Origin of the sequence: Arthrobacter burdickii, from assembly GCF_030433645.1 — a bacterium.
In the GTDB taxonomy this organism is placed as follows: domain Bacteria; phylum Actinomycetota; class Actinomycetes; order Actinomycetales; family Micrococcaceae; genus Arthrobacter_D; species Arthrobacter_D burdickii.
Genome location: NZ_JAROCG010000001.1, coordinates 543,914 through 562,903, shown reverse-complemented (window position 1 = coordinate 562,903; position 18,990 = coordinate 543,914). Strand labels below are relative to the sequence as shown.

Below are 18,990 nucleotides of genomic sequence, written 5' to 3'. Positions count from 1 at the left end.
CCGGCCGTTCGTATTACCCAGGAGGAATAGATGACCGATCTCGACGTCCAGCGGCTCGACGCGTGGTGGCGTGCCGCCAACTATCTCTCGGTGGGCCAGATCTACCTGAAGGACAACGCCCTCCTGACGCGGCCCCTGGTGCGTGAGGATGTGAAGGCGCGCCTCCTGGGCCACTGGGGGACCACACCCGGCCTCAACTTCGTCTACGCCCATCTGAACCGCGTCATCTCCGAGCGGAAGCAGGACATGCTGTTCGTCACCGGTCCCGGTCACGGCGGACCCGCCAACGTGGCCAACGCCTGGCTGGAGGGCACGTACTCGGAGGTCTACAGCTCCATCGGCAAGGATGCGGCGGGGCTCAACGCGCTGTTCCGTCAGTTCAGCTACCCAGGCGGCATCCCTTCGCATGCAGCGCCGGAATCGCCCGGGTCCATCCACGAGGGCGGCGAACTGGGATACACCCTCGCCCACGCCTACGGCGCCGTCTTCGACAACCCGTCCCTGATCGCCGCGGCGGTGGTGGGTGACGGCGAGGCGGAGACCGGACCGCTGGCCACCAGCTGGCACTCCACCAGTTTCGTCGACCCGGCCGTGGACGGTGCCGTGCTGCCGATCCTGCATCTCAACGGCTACAAGATCGCGAACCCCACGGTGCTCGCCCGGATGCCGGAGGAGCAGCTGCGGCAGCTGATGTACGGCTACGGGTACGACCCGCACTTCGTCACCGTCTCGGATCCCGCGGCGACGGACGCTGCACACAGGGACTTCGCCGCCGTCCTCGACGCGTGCATCGACGACATCCACGCCATCCAGGAGAAGGCCCGCACCTCACCGGCCGGCGCGGACGCTGCTGCCGCGCGATGGCCGATGATCGTGCTGCGCTCGCCGAAGGGCTGGACCGGCCCGGCCGAAGTGGACGGCAAGCCCGTCGAGGGGACCTGGCGCGCCCACCAGGTGCCGCTCTCCGGGGTCGACAGCAACGAGGAGCACCTGCACCAGCTCGAGGAGTGGATGCGGTCCTACGACCCGGCGTCGCTGTTCACCGCCACGGGCGAGCTGCGGCCCGAGATCGCGGTCCTCGCCCCCGACGGCGACCTCCGCATGAGCGCGACGCCGTACGCCAACGGCGGCTGGCTCCTCCGCGACCTCGTGCTGCCGTCCTACGCGGACCATGCCGTCGAGGTGTCGCGTCCCGGGGCGGAGAATGTGAGTCCGATGGCCACGGTGGGCGGGTACCTGCGCGACGTCATCGAGCGCAATCCCTCCAACTTCCGCCTGTTCGGTCCCGACGAGACGGCGTCGAACCGGCTGTCCGCCGTCTACGAGGTGACGGACAAGGTATGGGAGCCGCGCATGGAGGACGTCGACGAGCACCTCGCGCGGTCGGGGCGCGTGATGGAGGTCCTCAGCGAACACCTCTGCCAGGGCTGGCTCGAGGGGTACCTGCTGACCGGCCGCCACGGCGTCTTCAACTGCTACGAGGCGTTCGTGCACATCGTCGACTCGATGTTCAACCAGTTCGCGAAGTGGTTGAAGGTGCACCGCACCCTGTCCTGGCGCCGGCCAATCGCCTCGTTCAACTATCTGCTGTCGAGCCATGTCTGGCAGCAGGACCACAACGGGTTCTCCCACCAGGACCCCGGGTTCATCGACCACGTGGTCAACAAGAAGGCGGACGTCGTCCGGGTCTACCTGCCGCCGGATGCCAACACGATGCTCGCGGTGACCGAACACTGCCTGCAGGGCCGGGACACCGTCAACGTGATCGTGACCGGCAAGCAGCCCACGCCCACCTGGCTGGGGCCGGAGGAGGCGCACCTGCACGTGAAGCGCGGCATCGGCATCTTCGGGTTCGCGGGATCCGAAGAGCCCGGGACGGAGCCCGACGTCGTCCTCGGCTGTGCCGGCGATGTCCCGACGCTCGAGGCCGTGGCAGCGGCGGGCCTGCTGAAGGCCGGCATCCCCGGGCTGAAGATCCGCGTGGTGAACGTCGTGGACCTCATGCGCCTGCAGGATGTGACGGAGCACCCGCACGGCCTGTCCGCCCGGGATTTCGACACGCTGTTCACCGCCACCAGGCCCGTGGTGTTCGCCTACCACGGCTATCCGTGGCTCATCCACCGGCTGACATACCGCAGGACCAACCACGCGAACCTCCACGTGCGCGGCTACAAGGAGGAGGGCACCACGACCACGCCGTTCGACATGGCGATGCTGAACCAGATCGACCGCTTCCAGCTCGCCATGGACGTGATCGACCGCGTGCCCACCCTCGGCGCGACCGAGGCGCGGCTGCGGCAGGACCTGCAGGACCAGCGGCAGCGGGCCTGGCAGTACACACGCGACGCGGGGAAGGACCTCGAGTCGATCACCGGCTGGACCCTCGACGAGTCCTCGCCCGATGACGCTCCGTGACGCCGGCGTTCCCCGACGGACGACCCGAGGGTCAGGGGCGCTGCCCGAACGTGTCCGGGTCGACGGGCCGCTGCTTCTTCGGGAGGTTCTCGACGACCTGGAGGTAGGACTCCGTGACGAGGTCCTCGACGAAATCGGCATCGAGTGCCCCGTCCGGGTGCAGGGTGATCCAGTGCCGCTTGTTCATGTGATAGCCCGGCGTGATGTCGTCATTGGCCTCGCGGAGAATCCGCGCATCCGAGGGTGAGGCTTTGAGGACCACGATCGGTTCGCCCCTGGTGGCGGTCTGCAGCAGGAAGACCTTCCCGTGCACCTTGTACACGTCCCAGTCCTCGCCGAACGGATGGGTCAGTTCCGATCCGGGCAGCTCCCGTGCACGCGCCGCGGCGCATTCCTGCAGCTTCCTGCCGTTCATCATCCCCCTTCACCAGTGCTGGAGCCTCCAGGGTATGCACCACCGGTCCGGTCCGGGGCTACCGGGCTCCCCGCGGGTGCGAGTTCCCTACTTGAGCAGTGCGACGTCCGAGACGAGCTCGATGTGGCGCTGCATCGCTTCCGCTGCTGCGGCGGCATCCTGCGCCTGGATGGCCTGCGCGATGGCACGGTGCGATTCGAGGGACTGCTCCGGCCTGCCGGGTTGGGCCAGCGACTCGAGGCGGGTCTCCAGGATCATCTCGCCGATGAACGCCATGAGCTGCGCCATCACGGGCGAGTGGGCGGCTGCGGTCACGGCCTGGTGGAACAGCTCGTCGCCGTGGGCGCCGCGGTCGCCGTCGTCGATCTCGGACGTCATCACCTCGAGCGCGGTGGCGATCACGGCGAGGTCCTCCTCCGTGCGCCGCTCGGCGGCCAGCGCCGCGAGCTTGACCTCGAGCGTGCTGCGAGCCTCGACGATGTCCGGGAGGCGGCTCCGGTGCTCACGCAGTCCCTTGATGACGCTGGCCACGCTCGCGCGATGGCGCAGGACCGCACCGGTGCCGTGCTGGACGTCGATGACGCCGAGGACCTCGAGGGCGACGAGCGCCTGCGCGAGGGTGGCCCGGGAGACCCCGAGGCGCTCGGCGAGGTCGCGTTCCGCCGGGAGGAGATCCCCTGGGCGCAGCCGGGCCGACTCGATGTAGCCCAGCAGCTGCTCGACGAGCTGTTCGTACAGGCGCGGGCGCGCGAGGCGTCCCAAGGGTTGCGGATCAGCGGCGTCGGTCATCCTGGCTCTCCCCAAATAGGTGTGCGCTCATGCTACCGGTGAATGGTTGACAGGAACACCCAGTCTCCTACAGGCTAGGCCAGTGGTCCTGTAACTCATGTCACAGGTCACCGCGCACTTTTCCGTAGCCCGTTGGAGGATAACGATGTCCGCTCCACTCCTCTCGATCATCATCCTTGCGGCGATGTTCCTGATAGCCACCCTGCTGCCCATCAACATGGGCGCCCTCGCCTTCGTGGGGGCCTTCCTGCTCGGCGCCGTCTTCCTCGGGATGGAGACCGACGACATCATCGCCGAGTTCCCCGGCGGACTGTTCCTCACCCTCGTCGGCGTGACCTACCTGTTCGCCATCGCGCAGAACAACGGCACCATCGACCTGCTGGTCCGGGGCGCGGTGAAGCTGGTCCGCAACCGCGTGGCCCTCATCCCGTGGGTCATGTTCCTGATCACCGCCGTCATCACCGCCGTCGGCGCGCTCGGCCCCGCAGCCGTGGCCATCATGGCACCCGTCGCGCTCGGCTTCGCGGCACGCCACAAGATCTCCCCGCTGCTCATGGGCATGATGGTGGTCCACGGTGCGCAGGCCGGCGGTTTCTCGCCCATCGCCGTGTACGGCGTGATCGTCAACGACATCGTCGGGGAGTCCGGCTTCGAATCGAGCCCCCTCGCCGTCTTCCTGTCGAGCTTCATCTTCAACCTGCTGATCGCCGTCGTGCTCTTCGTCGTCCTGGGCGGACGCACGCTCCTGTCCTCGCGCATCTCCCACTTCGTCGAGGAGGCGGCCGAGGCCCGCATGAGCGTCAGCCCCGGAGCCCGCAAGGCCGATGTCGCCTACAAGGGGACCGGCAGCGGAACCTACGGACCGCGCGATCCGGCCGGCGACGGCGTCGACGCCGTGAGGTCCCGTGAGGACCGCATCTCGCAGACAGCCACCATCCTCGGCCTGATCGCGCTTGCAGTGATCGCCCTCGGATTCAAGGTCGACGTCGGATTCGTCGCCATCACCGTCGCCGTGATCCTCGCGCTGATCTCGCCGAAGGCCCAGAGCGGTGCCGTCAACAAGATCGCCTGGTCCACGGTGCTCCTCATCTGCGGCATGCTGACCTTCGTCGGTGTCCTTCAGGCTGCCGGCACCATCGAGTACGTCTCCAACGGCGTCGCCGGCCTCGGCATGCCCCTGCTCGCAGCGCTGCTCATCTGCTACATCGGTGCGGTCGTCTCCGCCTTCGCCTCATCCACCGCGATCCTCGCGGCCCTGATCCCGCTGGCCATCCCGTTCCTCGAGACCGGTGCCGTGGGCGCCGTCGGCGTGGTGTGCGCCCTCGCGGTCTCGTCGACGATCGTGGACGTCTCGCCCTTCTCCACCAACGGCGCACTCGTCCTGGCCAACGCCCCCGAGGGCACGGACAAGGACCGCTTCTACCGGCAGATCCTCGGCTACGGCGCCATCGTCGTCGCTGCCGGCCCCGTCATCGCCTGGCTAGTCCTCGTGGTGCCCGGCTGGCTCTGACCCTCCCGACCAACCAGACAGATCCCGACATGAACACCGGAGGACGCATGAGCGCCGAGACCACCGCGCAGACCACCGCGCAGACCACCGACGCCGCGACGCGCGGGGGTCCGCTGGCCGGCCGCCTCGTCGTCGACCTCAGCCGGGCCCTCGCCGGACCGCACGCCGGCATGATGCTCGGCGACCTCGGTGCCCGCGTGATCAAGGTCGAGACGCCGGGCACCGGTGACGACACCCGCGGGTGGGGCCCGCCCTTCGTCGGTCCCGAGGACGACCGCCAGGCCACCTACTTCCTGTCCTGCAACAGGAACAAGGAGTCGATCGCCCTGGACCTCAAGAGCGACGACGGCAGGGCCGTCCTCACGGAACTGCTGCGGCGCGCCGACGTGGTCGTCGAGAACTTCCGGACCGGAGTCCTCGACCGGCTCGGCTTCTCCACCGACGCGATGCTCGAACTCAATCCCGGGCTCGTCATCCTCTCGATCACCGGCTTCGGCCATGATGGACCCGAGGCCAGGCGCAGCGGCTACGACCAGATCGTGCAGGGCGAGGCGGGCCTCATGTCCGTCACCGGCCCGGATCCGGACAACCCCCAGCGCGTCGGCGTCCCGATCGCCGACCTGCTGTCCGGCATGTACGGGGCCTACGGTGCGGTCGCCGCCCTGCTCGAACGGGAGCGGACGGGCAGGGGACAGGTGGTCCGCACGTCCCTGCTCGCAGCCATCATCGGCGTCCACGCCTTCCAGGGCACGCGGACCACGGTCGCCGGCGAGGTGCCGCAGGCCCAGGGCAACCACCACCCCTCGATCGCCCCGTACGGCCTGTTCAACTGCCGGGGCGGCAAGGTCCAGATCAGCGTGGGCAGCGAGAAGCTGTGGGCCACCTTCACCTCGGCCTTCGGGATAGCCGCGGATCGGCCCGAGTTCGCCACGAACGCGGACCGGGTGCGGAACCGGGACCTGCTGATCGGTGTCGTCGAGGACGCGTTCTCGGCCTACGAGGCGGAGCCCCTGCTCGCGAAGCTCAACGAGGCCGGCATCCCCGCGGGCAAGGTCCGGACCCTCGACGAGGTGTACGCGTGGGAGCAGGTCCACTCGCAGGGCCTGCTGCTCACCGTCCAGCACCCGGTCCTCGGGGACATCGCGCTACCCGGACCGCCGCTGCGCTTCTTCGACGGTTCCGGCGAGACCACGCTCACCAGCCACACGGCGCCGCCCCTGCTCGACGGCGACGGCGACGCGATCCGCGCGTGGCTCGCCGAACCCGCAGGGGGTGCCGGCGCGTGAGCGCGGAGGCCCGGGTGCGGCACCTGACGGCCCGGGAACTGATCGACGCCGTGCTCGACGCCGGATCGTTCAGCTCCTGGGACAGCCCGATCCCGATCCCCACCTCCGCATCGCCGTCCTACCAGGAGGAACTGCAGCGGGCCCGGGAGAAGAGCGGGGTGGACGAGTCCGTCCTGACGGGCGAGGGCCTCATCCACGGCCGACGCGTCGCCGTGATCGTCTCGGAATTCACGTTCCTCGCCGGATCGATCGGCAGTGCGGCTGCCGGCCGGATCACCGCGGCGATCCACCGGGCCACCCGGGAGCGCCTGCCCCTCCTGGCCGGACCGGCATCCGGCGGTACGCGCATGCAGGAGGGGACACCCGCGTTCCTGTCGATGGTCGACATCACCGGGGCGGTGCGGGCCCACCGGCAGGCCGGCCTGCCCTACCTGGTCTACCTGCGGCACCCCACCACGGGCGGGGTCATGGCGTCGTGGGGCTCCCTGGGCCACGTGACCGTCGCCGAGCCCGCGGCGCTGCTCGGGTTCCTGGGTCCCCGCGTCTACGAGGCGCTGTACGGCAGGCCGTTCCCGACCGGCGTCCAGACCGCCGAGAACCTGTTCGACAAGGGCCTGATCGACGCCGTCGTGCCGCCGGAGCACCTGGCGGGGATCATCGACAGGGCCCTGACGGTCCTGGTCGCCGAGCCGTCGGGAACACCTCCGGTGCCGTCGACAGCGTTGGTGCGGCCCGGCACCGCCGATGCCTGGACGTCGATCCTCGTCTCACGCAACCGCAGGCGCCCGGACCTCCGGCGCTTGCTCGCCTACGGCGCACGGGACGTGCTGCCGCTCAACGGCACGGGCCAGGGGGAGAAGGACCCGGGGCTGCTGCTCGCCCTGGCGCGCTTCGGCGAGCAGCCGTGCATCGTGCTCGGCCACCAGCGGCCGCGCCAGTCGGGCGATTCCGTCATGGGGCCGGCATCGCTCCGGGAAGCGCGCCGTGGCATGAAGCTCGCCGAGGAGCTCGGCCTGCCGCTGCTCACGGTCATCGACACCGCCGGAGCGGACCTGTCGAAGGAAGCGGAGGAGGGTGGGCTGGCCGGGGAGATCGCCCGTTCCCTGCACGACCTCATCGGGCTCGCGTCGCCGTCCGTCTCCGTGCTCCTCGGACAGGGTGCGGGCGGCGGGGCCCTCGCGTTGCTGCCGGCCGACAGCACCATCGCCGCCGAGCACGCGTGGCTCTCGCCGCTGCCCCCCGAGGGTGCGAGCGCGATCGTGCACCGGACGGTGGACCGGGCCGCCGAGATGGCCGAGTCCCAGGGCGTCAAGGTCGCGGCCCTCGTCGGGCGGGGTGTCGTCGACCACGTGGTCGACGAGCGGCCGGACGCCGCGGAGGAGGGGCGGGCCTTCTGCGAGCGGATGGCCGTCGCCATCGAATACGAACTGGCTCGCGTCCAGGGGCTTCCCGCGGCGGACCGCCTGGTGCGGCGCGCGGGCAAGTACCGGGCGGGCACGGGGCAGGACGGCTAAGCCGCTCGTCTCCTGAGGTACCGGGCAGTACAGCTAGGCGGCTCGTCTCCTGAGGTACCGGGCGGCCGCCGCTCTCGCAGGCGGACAAGGTCCCGTCAGGATCGGTGCTGGTAGACGTCGGGGGTGCCGTCGTCGTCGGTGTCGATGCTTTCTTCGGCTTCGATGGTCCGGTAGTGCCTGTTGCGGCTGCGCAGGATGATCGAGGACAGGAGGGCCGCGGTCAGGGACGCGGTGAGGATCCCTACTTTGGCATGATCGTTCGTCGTCCCCCCGTCACCGAAGCTCAGGTCGGCGATGAGCAGGGACACCGTGAAGCCGATGCCTGCCAGCAGGGCGACCCCGATCAGGTCCACCCACTTCAGCGATGCATCGAGATTGACGCGGGTGAGTTTGGTGAGCAGCCAGGTGGTGCCCACGATGCCGATGGGTTTGCCGGCGACGAGGCCGGCGATGATGCCCAGTGTCACCGGGTCGGAGAGTGCTGAGAGGAATCCGTTCCACCCGCCGACGGCGACGCCGGCGGAGAAGAACGCGAACACGGGGACCGCGAAGCCGGCCGAGAGGGGTCGGAAGCGGTGTTCGAAGATCTCGGACAGTCCCGGCCCCGCATCCGGTCCTCCGCTCGCCTGGCTGCGGATGACCGGAACGGCGAAGCCGAGCAGGACCCCTGCGACCGTGGCATGGATGCCTCCGGCGTGCACGAGCGCCCAGACCGTGAAGCCGATCGGGAGCAGGATGAACCAGGCGGCGGCGGGTTTGAGTCCGAAGAAGCGCCGGTACTTCTGGGCGAGGACCGTGAACAAGCCCAGCGGGATCAGCGCCAGCAGCAGCGGGGCGAGGTGCAGATCGTCCGAGTAGAAGACAGCGATGATGGTGATCGCCAGCAGGTCGTCGACCACCGCCAGGGTGAGCAGGAAGATCCGCAGCGCGCTGGGCAGGTGGGATCCCACGATCGCGAGGACGGCGACAGCGAAGGCGATGTCCGTGGCCGTCGGTGTCGCCCAGCCCTGCAGGGTCTCCGGGCTGGCAAGGTTGATTCCCGTGTAGAGGAGGGCCGGTACGGCGACGCCACCGAAGGCCGCGGCTACCGGTACGACGGCCTGGGTGAAGTTGCGCAGGTCCCCGGCGACGAATTCGCGTTTGAGTTCCAGGCCGACGAGGAAGAAGAAGACAGCCAGGAGCCCGTCCGCCGCCCACGCGCCGAGGCTGAGTTCCAGATGCCACGGCTCGTACCCGACACGGAAGTCCCGCAACGCGAAGTAGCTGTCCGCGGCAGGGGAATTAGCCCAGACCAACGCGATTGCTGCGGCGACGACGAGCAGGATCCCGCCGACGGTCTCCTTGCGGAGGATCTCGCCGATCCGCAGGACCTCGGAATAGGTGCCACGGCCCAGAATTCCGGATCTGGGTGCGGGGGTAGGCGCGGCGGCGGGTGTGGGGGAGTGGTCGGGTGTTTCTTCGGCCATGGGAGGCTCCTGCTGGAATCGGGGTCGACGAGAGAACATGCCGACCAGACTTCCCGGCTCACCTCGTCCCACTCTACCCGTCGTGCCCGTCCGGCTCGTCGGGCTCTTCCTCCGCCACGGCCGGGCCTTCCGCGGTACGTCCCGCTAGGTGCCGGGGTGCTGGGCCCGGTAGATCTCCATCTGCCGGTACCGGCGCTGGAGGCTGTCCCTCCGCGGGGTGCCCTCGGCGTCCCGCGGCTCGGCGGTGAGGTCGATGTGCCGTTCGCCGTAGTGCCAGAGCAGCATGTCGTCGAGGAGCCGATCCGGGCCCGGGGAGTACCGGTGGTCCAGTGCCTTGCGGACGGTGGTGATGGTGTCCGCCTGCAGGAGGGACACCAGTTCGAGGGTCGTCCTCAGGCCGTGGGCCGCGAGGAGTTCTGCTGCCCACCCCCAGTTGTCGTCCGACTTCCGGTCGACGTGCGGCAGGAGCGTCTGCCAGATGTCCCGGATGCGATTCGGGGTCAGGGGGGCACTGCCTTCGCCCTCCTCGTCCCAGAACCCCGTGACGGTCTCGTACCGCTCGTGCAGCTCGGCGAAGGCCGATTCCACGGTCTCGAGCATGGCCGCCGTCCCGGTGAACTGCCGGTCGAAGTAGGGGCTCCAGGCCTTCGGGTTGGACGCCTTGAACCGGATGTCGTGCTCGATCTCCGACCAGGCGTGGGCCAGCACCGTCCGCACCTGCACCTCGAAGAGGTAGCTCCCAGCGGCCTTGGTGTCGGGGTCGACGGCCTGCTGGAACGCACGGACGACGTCGTTGTGGATGGTGCGAATGATCAGGTGGCGGCTGGAGTAGCCGTACGTGCCCGACTCGATGGACCCGATGTCCTTCTCGCGGTCGCCGCGGCAGTCGAACTCGTTGCGCTGGCGCTTGAGCAGGTCCGCCGCGAGGTCCACCTCGTGCGGGAGCGTAGTGATGATGCGGACCCCCACCAGGTCGGTGAGGTTACGCATCGGATCGGGAAAGACGAGCACGGGCGGCGCGCCCGCCTCCGGGGAGGGCAGGGTACGCGAGGCCTTGTCGCGGAACGACTCGACCGTCTTGGTGCGGGCCGTGACGAAGAGGGGTTTGAGGTCGGTCCCGTCGAAGATCGCCGAGATGCTGTCGCGCATGGCCGTGGTCACGCGGTCGAGGGCCGGCCGCACGCGCTCGTACTCCCTCGTATGCGCCTCGACCGCAGGCCTCAACCGCTCGTCGAGATCGTCCCACGTTCCCATGTGCCGTGCCTTTCCAAGGAGAGACTTCATCGTAGCCAACCCGGGTGACCGTTACGCTTCCCCTGTGAACCGTGGATACCCCGGCCGGCGCGCCGTCCTCGCGCTGGCGATCGCCGTCGGCACGGCTGTCCTGGCTGCCTGCCGTGTCCCCGGCGCGCGGGCACCCTCCGGCGCTGGAGCCGCCTCCGGCACCGCCGGGACTCCCCCCGTTCCGGCCCAGCGCTACAGCTACGGCGAGGATCCGAGCCAGTTCGCCGACCTCTACCTGCCGGGTGCCGACGGCCCGGTGCGCGGCGTCGTCGTCATCATCCACGGCGGCTACTGGCGGTCCACCTACGGCGCGGAGCTCGGCGAGCCGCTCGCGCGGGACCTCGTGGGGCGCGGCTACGCCTGCTGGAACCTGGAGTACCGGCGCGCCGGGAACGGTGGTGGCTGGCCCGCGACCTTCGACGACGTCGCCGCGGGCATCGACCACCTCGCCGTCGCGGCCCGGGACCACGGGTTCGGGCTCGACACGACGACGGCCCTGGGACATTCCGCGGGCGGCCACCTGGCCGTCTGGGCCGCAGGGCGGGCCGGGCTGCCGCCCGGTGTGCCGGGAGCCGGAATGCCGGGCGTCCCGCTGACGGCCGTCATCAGCCAGGCCGGTCTGCTGAACCTCCGCGAGGCACGCGACCTGGGCCTGAGCGACGGCGCCGTCGAGAACCTGCTGGGTGTGCCCGGGGACGCCGAACGGTACGCGCTCGCGGATCCGATGACGGCCGTCCCGCTCGATGTTCCCGTCTACGCGGTGCACGGGACGGAGGACACCACGGTGCCCGTCAGCCAGTCGGAGGGCTATGTCCGGGCGGCGACCGCGGCGGGCGGGACGGCGGAGCTCTCCCTCGTCCCCGGCGACCACTTCGCCGTCATCGCCCCCGGTTCCGCGGCGTGGGACACCGTCGTGGCGCTCCTGGGGGCGGCCGCCGACACAGCGGACCCCGGCCGCCCGTAGGGGCTGACCGGGGTCCGCTGCACCGCGACTCCTAGTTGAGGGGGAGTGTTCCCTCGGGCAGTGCGCCGCCGGCGAGCAATTCACGCGCGGAGTCGGCCAGCGCGGTCAGGGCGACGCGCTGGGTCCACGGTCCGTAGGAGATGCGGGCGACGCCGAGCTCCTGCAGTCGGGACGGTGGAAGGCTGCCGGGAACATTGATGACGCTGAGGCGCTGCGGACCGAAGGCCTCCACGAGGGTGGTCACAGCGTGCTCGTCGAGCAGGCCGGGAACGAAGACACTCGTGGCACCGACGGCCAGGTAGGTCTTGCCGCGCTCGACGGCGTCGGCCAGGACGTCCGCGGGATCACGGTCGCCGGCCTTCACGAAGGCGTCCGTGCGGGCGTTGAGCACGAAGTCGATGCCCTCGGACCCGCCGGCCCTGAGCGCTGATTCCATCTGGGCCGCGGCGTCGGCCAGTGGTCGCATCTGGTCCTCGATGTTCGCTCCGACGATGCCCACGCCGATCGCCCGGCGGACGGTGTCCTCGGGATCGCCGTAACCGGATTCGAGGTCGGCGGAGACGGGGAGGGCCGTCGCTGCGGCGATGCGCCCCACGGCGGCGATCATCTCCTCCACGGGGATGTTCTCGCCGTCCTCGTAGCCGAGCGACGCGGCGATCGAGTGGCTCGCGGTGGCGAGGGCCTTCGTGCCGGGGATGTCGGCGACGGTCTTCGCGCTGATGACGTCCCACACGTTGACGAGCTGGAGGATCTCGGGAGCTGCGTGGAGGCTCGCGAGGGTCGCCGCTTTCGCGCCGAGATCGCTGGATCCTGGAGAAATGTCAGTCATTTCGAACCTTCCGGGTAGAGGCGATCCAGGCGGCTGCGCCGTCGATCTCGCCGGGGTGGATTCCGTGACCGCCCTCGCGGACGTTCCGGGTTACTTCGGCGCCACGGCTCTCGAGGATCGAACCGACGCGGACCACACTGTCGATCGGAGCCATGGCATCGGATCTCCCATTGAACAGGGCGACGGCCGTGCCGGACAGGTCGGCCTCGATCGTCCGCCCCTCCAGCGGGTACATACCGGAGAAGGCGACGGCGTTCGCCACGGCTCCGGGGTGGAGCAGGGCGGCGGCGAGCGCGATGTTCGCACCGTTGGAGAAGCCGACGGCGACGAGCGGACGGTCGGCGATGCCGTAGTGCCCGCGTGCCCAGTCGACGAACCCGGCGAGCTCGCCCGCCCGGCGGACGACGTCGTCGACGTCGAACACGCCCTCACCGAAGCGGCGGAACCAGCGGTTCATGCCGTGTTCCTGCACCGGCCCGCGGGGTGCGAGGTAGCCGGCGCCCGGGGCGAGGCGGCCGACGAGCGGCAGGAGGTCGTGCTCGGAGCCGCCCGTGCCGTGGAGGAGCAGCAGCACCGGGGTGCCTGGTGCTCCCGCGTCGAACAGGTGTGGCCACTCGTGCGTGGTGGTCATGTCAGCTCCTGAAGAACGCCTGGAGGGCGGGGTTGTTCTCGCCGGGCAGGTCGATCCTGGCGACCGAGTGCGCGATGGCCTCGCGGTTCGGCTCGAGCCACGGTGGCAGCTTCAGGGAGCGGCCCAGTTCCAGCAGCGGCTCGTCGATGTCGAAGCCCGGGGTGTCCGTAGCGATCTCCAGGAGCGTTCCACCGGGCTCGCGGAAGTAGATGGAGGTGAAGTACTGGCGGTCGAGGATCGCCGTGACACCGTACCCGCGCTCGGCCAGTTCCTGGCGCCACACTTCCTGGGTCGCCTGGTCGGGGACGCGGAAGGCGATGTGGTGCACTGTGCCACCGGCCACGAGGCCGCGCTCGCCGCGGGAGTCCGTGACGACGTCGACGACGGTCCCGGGCTCGCCGGCGTGCGTGCTCAGGCGGTAGCGGCCGTCCTTCTCGGCGAGGACCGTCATGCCGAGGTCACGGGTGAGGGTCTCGAGGGTCCGGGTGGGATCCTGGACGGTCAGCACGGAGGAGTGCTGGCCGCGGACGGCGTACTGGGCGGGGACGGAGGCGGAGTCCCACGGGTTGCGGGGATCCGAGATGGAGGACGCGACGAGGTCGATCTGCAGTCCGTCGGGGTCGCGGAGCGAGAGGCGCTCCTCCTCGGAGGAGGCACGGGAGATGCTGGACTCCACGCCGAGGGCCTTGAAGTGCTCCTGCCACCACCCGAGGGTGCCCTGGGGCACGGAGAAGGCCGTGGTGGTGGACTGGCCACTGCCCACGCGCCCCCTGCGGATGCCCTGCCAGGGGAAGAAGGTCAGCAGCGAGCCGGGGCGGCCCGACTCGTCCCCGTAGTACAGGTGGTAGGTGCCGGGGTCGTCGAAGTTCACGGTCTTCTTGACGAGGCGCAGGCCCAGTCCCTTGATGTAGAAGTCGATGTTCCTCTGGGGGTCACCGGCGATCGCGGTGACGTGGTGGAGACCTTCGGTTCGTGCAGTCACGCTGTCCTCCTCGGATGGGTCCGGTCCACCTGGGCCGGTATGTCCATGCAAACGCATGTATATCGGTATTTGTTCCCTCTCGTCCCCGCAGCGGTCCCGGGCGCAGTACCCAGCCTGCTGCGCTTCGTACGTGCCCAGCTTCCTGTGTCATCCTGTGAGCATGGCAGCGAGAGAGCGGGTCCGGGGGTGGATTCGCCGCACCGGCATCGAGGTGATCGGGTGGACCCTCGTGGTGCTCGGAATCGCCGCCCTCGTGCTGCCCGGCCCGGGGCTCCTGATGCTCGCCGCAGGGCTCGCCGTCCTGTCGCAGCAGTACCACTGGGCTCGCCGGTACCTGGCGCCGCTGAAGGCGAATGCCTTCCACGCCGCCGCGCTCGGGGTGAAGACGATCCCGCGGATCGCCGTCAGCTGCTTCAGTGCCCTGGTCATCATGGGCCTCGGCGTGGCGTGGATCCTGCAGCCCGCAGTGCCGTCCTGGTGGTTCCTCGAGGACAGGTGGTGGCTCTTCGGCGGCGCGGGAACGGGCGTCAGCCTCATCGGGTCCTCGGTCATCGCCCTCGCCCTCATCGCGTACAGCGTCCGGCGGTTCCGGGGGCATCCCCTGCCTGCGAAGTCCCCCGTGGTCGGGACGGACTCCGACTAGGGTCGTGCCCGCCTGCCGTGCCTGTTCCCGACGTCCCACTTCCCGACGTCCCTACCCTGCCCTGAGAGGACCTGCTGATGCGCATCGAGGAATTCGGCGTCGAGCTGTGGATGAACGCCCACGAGACGCACTGCGCCTACAACCTGGCGGAGACCTGCGTGCGCTCGCTGTCCGTCGACGAGGTCCTGGCGTTCTCAGGCCGGCGTGAGGAAGTCCTCGCGGAACTCACCGGCCTCCGGCTGACCTACGGCGCCATCGAGGGCACCGCCCGCCTCAGGAGCCTGATCGCCGGGCTCTACGAGCACCAGAGTGCGGACAACGTCGTCGTGACCCATGGGGCCATCGGAGCGAACTCCCTGGTCCACCGTGCACTGGTCGACCCGGGGGACAGGGTGGTGTCGGTCCTGCCCACGTACCAGCAGCACCAGTCCATCCCGGAGAGCCTGGGCGCGGACGTCGTCACCACGACGCTCCGCGAGGAGCACGGGTGGCAGCTGGACCTGGCGGAACTCGAGCGCCTGGCCACCCCGGGCACGAAGCTCATCGCCCTGACCAATCCGAACAACCCCACCGGGGCGCTGCTCGACGCGGACACGCTGCAGCGCGTCGTGGACATCGCCCGTTCGGCCGGTGCGTGGATCCTGGCCGACGAGGTGTACCGGGGGACGGACCAGGAGGGAGACGGCTCCACCCCGTCCATCGCGGACCTGTATGAGAAGGGGATCGCGGTCGGCAGCATGTCCAAGCCCTTCTCCCTCGCCGGGCTGCGGCTCGGCTGGATCGTCGCCCCCGAGGACGTCCTGCTCGGCGTGGGCATCCACCGCGACTACGACACCATCAGCGTCTCGCAGGTCGACGACCTCCTGGCGAGCGTCGCGCTCGAGTCCAAGGAGCAGATCCTGGAACGGGCACGCACCATCACGAGAAGGAACCTCGGCGTGCTGGACGCGTGGGTCGCCTCACGCGCGGACGTCGGCTACGTCCGCCCCGCCTCCGGTACGACGGCCCTGCTGCGCTTCGCCTCCGACGTGCCGTCCTACGCGTTCTGCGAGGGCCTGCTGAAGGACACGGGGGTCCTGCTCACTCCCGGTGCGGCGTTCGGCATCGAGGGCACCGCACGGATCGGCTACGCCGATGACACCGACACCCTGCGGAGCGGGCTCGCCCTCCTGGGCCAGTACCTCGACCGGTTGGGCGGCAGCACCGGCCGGGACTGACGGCCGGGACTGACGCCCGGGACTGATGCCCGGGACTGACGGCCAGGAACTGGTTGTCGCGACTGCCGGTCAGGCCGGCGCGTCTGCCGGATGGTCCTGATCGGTGGCCCGCGAGCAGGAGATCAGGACCCCCACGGCGGCGAGCACGGCCACCATGGAGGACCCGCCGTACGAGATGAAGGGCAGGGGGACGCCGATGACGGGGATCATGCCGGTGACGACGGCGATGTTCAGGATGGCCTGCCCGATGATCCACACGAGGATGCCGCCGCACACGTACGTGACGTAGAGATCCTTGGACAGCGTGGAGATCCGGTAGATCGAGAACGCCAGGACGGCGAAGAGCACGATCACGAGCAGCGCGCCCACCAGTCCGAGCTCCTCTCCCAGGATCGCGAACACGAAGTCGTTGTGCGCCTCCGGGATCCAGTTGACCTTCTGCCGGCTCTGGCCCACCCCGACGCCGAAGACCCCGCCGCCGGCGAGCCCGTAGAGGGCCTGGGCGCTCTGGTAGCCCAGTCCTTCGGCCGTGCCCTCGGCCGCCGGATCGAGCCAGGCCGAGATCCGCAGCATGCGGTTCGGGCTCGACACGACGGCGAGGGTGGTGCCGACGACGCCGACGGCGAGGCCCCCGAGGAACAGCTTCGGACTGGCGCCGGCGAAGAAGAACAGGGAGACGGCGATGAGGGCCAGGACCATGGCGGTGCCCAGGTCCTTGCCCGCGACGACGAGGCCGATGGCGACCATGGCACCCGGCGCGACCGGGACGAACAGGTGCTTCCAGTTGCCCAGCAGCTTCGCCTTCCGGGTGAGGACCGCGCCGCCCCAGAGGATGATGCTGAGTTTGAGGAACTCGGACGGCTGGGCGGTGAGGGACCCGATGCCGATCCAGTTCCTGTTGCCCTGCACCTCCACGCCGAGTGGGGTGAACACCAGCAGGGAGAACACGAGGGAACCCAGCAGGATCAGCCAGGCCAGCCTCCGGTACGTACGTAGCGGGATGAACGCGCAGACGACGAGCGCGGCGCTGCCGATACCCATCCACATGAGCTGCTTGTAGAAGGTGTCGAAGGGCGACTTCCCGGCAGCGACGAGTTCGACCGAGGACGCGGACAGCACCATCAGGAGGCCGATGGCCACCAGCGCGAAGGTCGTGGTGATCAGCAGGTTGCGTGCATTGCGGTTCGAGGAGGGACCCTGCGTAGTGAGGGCACGCCAGAGCCGGACCCCGCGGGACAGCGGGTTACGGGCGGAGGCCGGGCGGGAGACCGGGCGTGGAGCAGTCAGAGAGGGCATGCGCGTCCTGGAGACTCGACCCGCACGAGGCGTGCGGGTCCGGGAGGAGGGGGAGATCCAAGTGTCCCCCAGGAACCGCCCGCGGCGGGGGAGGCGCTCGGACACTCCCAGCGACCTCTCAGGCGTGGAGGACTGAAACCCCGGGCCCACCACGCGCGGGGGCTGGTACGTTGAAAGAGTGCTCACCGTAATCGGGGAAACCCTTGTCGACGAAGTGGTCAGCGACACCGCATCCATGCGCGCCCACGTAGGCGGGAGCCCCATGAACGTGGCCGTGGGCCTCGCACGCCTCGGCCATCCGGCGCAGTTCGTCGGACGGTACGGCGACGACGACTACGGCCGGATGATCCAGCGGCACCTCCGCGACAACTCCGTGCCCTTCCCGGTCGAGCCGGACAGCGCGCCCACCAGCGTCGCGACTGCACGCCTGGACCCCGCGGGCGGCGCGGCCTACGATTTCCAGCTCGTCTGGGACCTCCCCGGCCTCGCCGGACGCACGGACGAACTCCTCGACGGGACCACCCTCCTGCACACCGGGTCGATCGCCACGATGCTCGCACCGGGAGCCGACGACGTGCTGTCCCTCGTCCGCACCGCCCACCCCCTCGTGACGGTGACCTACGATCCGAACTGCAGGCCCACCATCATCCGCGACCGGGCGTTCGCGCGCGGGCAGGCGGAGAAGTTCGTGGCCCTCGCCGACGTCGTGAAGGCATCCGACGAGGACCTCGAGTGGCTCTACCCGGACCGCAGCCCCGAGAAGTCGGCCCGCGCCTGGCTGGACGCCGGCGCCGCCGTCGTCGTGGTGACCCGTGGCTCGAAGGGGCCGTGGGGAGTATGCCGCGCTGGCGAGGTGTCCGTTCCGGCGCCGTCGACCAGCGTGGTGGACACGGTGGGTGCCGGCGACTCGTTCATGGCGGCCCTGGTGGGCGCACTCGTGGACCTCGAGCTCGACGGCGCCCATCGCCGCGATGAGCTGCTCCGAATCAACCTCGGGCAGCTGACCGGGATGCTGCAGTACGCGGCCCGGGCGGCGGCCATCACGGTGTCCCGTGCCGGTGCCAATCCGCCCACGCGGAACGAGATGGTACGCGCCTGACCGGGATCCGTGACCACCAGGGATGACGACCAGGGATGACAACCAGAGGAGCACAGCCATGACCCGCGATCCGTACGCAGACCTTCCGCAGGTCCCCGCGTTCGAACTCACCAGCGAGAGCATCACACACAACGCGCCCCTCGATTCCGCGCAGGTGTCAGGGATCATGGGGGCCGGCGGCAGGGACGAGTCACCGCAGCTCACCTGGAGCGGCTTCCCGGAGGGGACGAAGAGCTTCGCGGTGACCGTCTACGACCCCGATGCGCCGACCGCGAGCGGTTTCTGGCATTGGGCCGTGGCCGACCTGCCCGCAACCACCACGTCCCTGCCCGCGGGGGCGGGCACCGACGGGGGCCCTCTGCCCGAGGGTGCCGTGCAGCTGCGGAACGACGCCGGATTCGCCGGATTCGTCGGTGCCGCGCCGCCCGAGGGCCACGGACCGCACCACTACCACGTCGTGGTGCACGCGGTGGACGTCGAGTCGCTCGGCATCCCGGCCGATGCGACGCCCGCCTACCTCGGCTTCAACCTCTTCTCGCACACCCTCGGCCGGGCCCGGCTGATCGGGACCTTCGAGCAGTAGGAACGCCCCCACCCATGCCACCTCACGCTGCGGCCGCCGGTAGGGTGGAGGTCCAGGACCTGAAGGA

General features: G+C 69.8%; 17 protein-coding genes. 9 read left to right on the top strand and 8 right to left on the bottom strand.

Annotated elements, in window-relative coordinates; genetic code table 11:
• Positions 1–30: 30 nt before the first annotated feature.
• Positions 31–2,415, top strand: a complete 2,385-nt coding sequence (locus P5G52_RS02605; RefSeq protein ID WP_301224438.1) for a phosphoketolase family protein — start codon at positions 31–33, stop codon at positions 2,413–2,415.
• Between the two features lie 31 nt (positions 2,416–2,446).
• Here the strand turns inward: P5G52_RS02605 and P5G52_RS02600 are convergent, their stop codons facing one another.
• Together P5G52_RS02600 and P5G52_RS02595 are read right to left on the bottom strand one after the other, a co-directional pair.
• On the bottom strand, positions 2,447–2,830 hold the full coding sequence (locus tag P5G52_RS02600; RefSeq protein WP_301224436.1) for an MmcQ/YjbR family DNA-binding protein: 384 nt from the start codon (positions 2,828–2,830) through the stop codon (positions 2,447–2,449).
• Positions 2,831–2,917: 87 nt separating this feature from the next.
• Positions 2,918–3,619 (bottom strand): FadR/GntR family transcriptional regulator, encoded by a 702-nt coding sequence (locus P5G52_RS02595; RefSeq protein ID WP_301224434.1) that lies wholly within the window; start codon positions 3,617–3,619, stop codon positions 2,918–2,920.
• Between the two features lie 145 nt (positions 3,620–3,764).
• Between P5G52_RS02595 and P5G52_RS02590 the strand changes: the two genes are divergently transcribed.
• Genes P5G52_RS02590 through P5G52_RS02580 form a run of 3 tightly spaced genes read left to right on the top strand, consistent with a single transcriptional unit; the run spans position 3,765 to position 7,929 of the window.
• Positions 3,765–5,129 (top strand): SLC13 family permease, encoded by a 1,365-nt coding sequence (locus P5G52_RS02590; protein WP_301224432.1) that lies wholly within the window; start codon positions 3,765–3,767, stop codon positions 5,127–5,129.
• Between the two features lie 47 nt (positions 5,130–5,176).
• On the top strand, positions 5,177–6,415 hold the full coding sequence (locus P5G52_RS02585) for a CaiB/BaiF CoA transferase family protein (protein WP_301224430.1): 1,239 nt from the start codon (positions 5,177–5,179) through the stop codon (positions 6,413–6,415).
• Positions 6,412–7,929, top strand: coding sequence for a carboxyl transferase domain-containing protein (locus tag P5G52_RS02580; RefSeq protein WP_301224428.1), 1,518 nt, complete (start codon positions 6,412–6,414; stop codon positions 7,927–7,929). Before P5G52_RS02585 ends, P5G52_RS02580 begins: the two co-directional genes overlap by 4 nt.
• Positions 7,930–8,024: 95 nt before the next feature.
• Here the strand turns inward: P5G52_RS02580 and nhaA are convergent, their stop codons facing one another.
• The gene (nhaA, locus tag P5G52_RS02575) at positions 8,025–9,395 is read right to left on the bottom strand and encodes a Na+/H+ antiporter NhaA (protein ID WP_301224426.1); all 1,371 of its coding nucleotides are present in this window, start codon (positions 9,393–9,395) and stop codon (positions 8,025–8,027) included.
• Between the two features lie 144 nt (positions 9,396–9,539).
• The gene (locus P5G52_RS02570) at positions 9,540–10,649 is read right to left on the bottom strand and encodes a GTP pyrophosphokinase (RefSeq protein WP_301224424.1); all 1,110 of its coding nucleotides are present in this window, start codon (positions 10,647–10,649) and stop codon (positions 9,540–9,542) included.
• A gap of 265 nt (positions 10,650–10,914) precedes the next feature.
• Here P5G52_RS02570 and P5G52_RS02565 point away from each other — a divergent pair, with 265 nt between their 5' ends.
• The gene (locus tag P5G52_RS02565) at positions 10,915–11,643 is read left to right on the top strand and encodes an alpha/beta hydrolase family protein (RefSeq protein ID WP_301228608.1); all 729 of its coding nucleotides are present in this window, start codon (positions 10,915–10,917) and stop codon (positions 11,641–11,643) included.
• 31 nt (positions 11,644–11,674) lie between these two features.
• On the opposite strand, the gene P5G52_RS02560 is transcribed toward P5G52_RS02565, so the two are convergent.
• From P5G52_RS02560 to P5G52_RS02550, 3 genes are read right to left on the bottom strand one after another with little or no spacing between them, the layout of a single operon-like run.
• Positions 11,675–12,472, bottom strand: a complete 798-nt coding sequence (locus P5G52_RS02560; protein ID WP_301224422.1) for an isocitrate lyase/PEP mutase family protein — start codon at positions 12,470–12,472, stop codon at positions 11,675–11,677.
• The gene (locus tag P5G52_RS02555; protein WP_301224420.1) at positions 12,465–13,103 is read right to left on the bottom strand and encodes an alpha/beta hydrolase; all 639 of its coding nucleotides are present in this window, start codon (positions 13,101–13,103) and stop codon (positions 12,465–12,467) included. The genes P5G52_RS02560 and P5G52_RS02555 overlap by 8 nt, the downstream gene beginning before the upstream one ends.
• Before the next feature lies 1 nt (position 13,104).
• Positions 13,105–14,085: a ring-cleaving dioxygenase gene (locus P5G52_RS02550; RefSeq protein ID WP_301224418.1), complete on the bottom strand. Its 981-nt coding sequence runs from the start codon at positions 14,083–14,085 to the stop codon at positions 13,105–13,107.
• 160 nt (positions 14,086–14,245) lie between these two features.
• On the opposite strand from P5G52_RS02550, the gene P5G52_RS02545 reads away from it, so the two are divergent.
• Both P5G52_RS02545 and P5G52_RS02540 read left to right on the top strand, forming a co-directional pair.
• On the top strand, positions 14,246–14,728 hold the full coding sequence (locus P5G52_RS02545) for a PGPGW domain-containing protein (RefSeq protein ID WP_301224416.1): 483 nt from the start codon (positions 14,246–14,248) through the stop codon (positions 14,726–14,728).
• A gap of 77 nt (positions 14,729–14,805) precedes the next feature.
• Positions 14,806–15,945, top strand: a complete 1,140-nt coding sequence (locus tag P5G52_RS02540; RefSeq protein WP_301224414.1) for an aminotransferase — start codon at positions 14,806–14,808, stop codon at positions 15,943–15,945.
• A gap of 69 nt (positions 15,946–16,014) precedes the next feature.
• Here the strand turns inward: P5G52_RS02540 and ftsW are convergent, their stop codons facing one another.
• Positions 16,015–17,241: a putative lipid II flippase FtsW gene (gene ftsW, locus P5G52_RS02535; RefSeq protein ID WP_301224413.1), complete on the bottom strand. Its 1,227-nt coding sequence runs from the start codon at positions 17,239–17,241 to the stop codon at positions 16,015–16,017.
• Between the two features lie 178 nt (positions 17,242–17,419).
• Between ftsW and P5G52_RS02530 the strand changes: the two genes are divergently transcribed.
• Together P5G52_RS02530 and P5G52_RS02525 are read left to right on the top strand one after the other, a co-directional pair.
• A complete protein-coding gene (locus P5G52_RS02530) occupies positions 17,420–18,340 on the top strand; it encodes a carbohydrate kinase family protein (RefSeq protein WP_301224412.1) in 921 nt (306 codons plus the stop codon).
• A gap of 58 nt (positions 18,341–18,398) precedes the next feature.
• Entirely contained in the window at positions 18,399–18,923 is a 525-nt protein-coding gene (locus P5G52_RS02525; RefSeq protein WP_301224410.1) for a YbhB/YbcL family Raf kinase inhibitor-like protein, read from the top strand.
• The last annotated feature ends 67 nt before the right edge of the window (positions 18,924–18,990 follow it).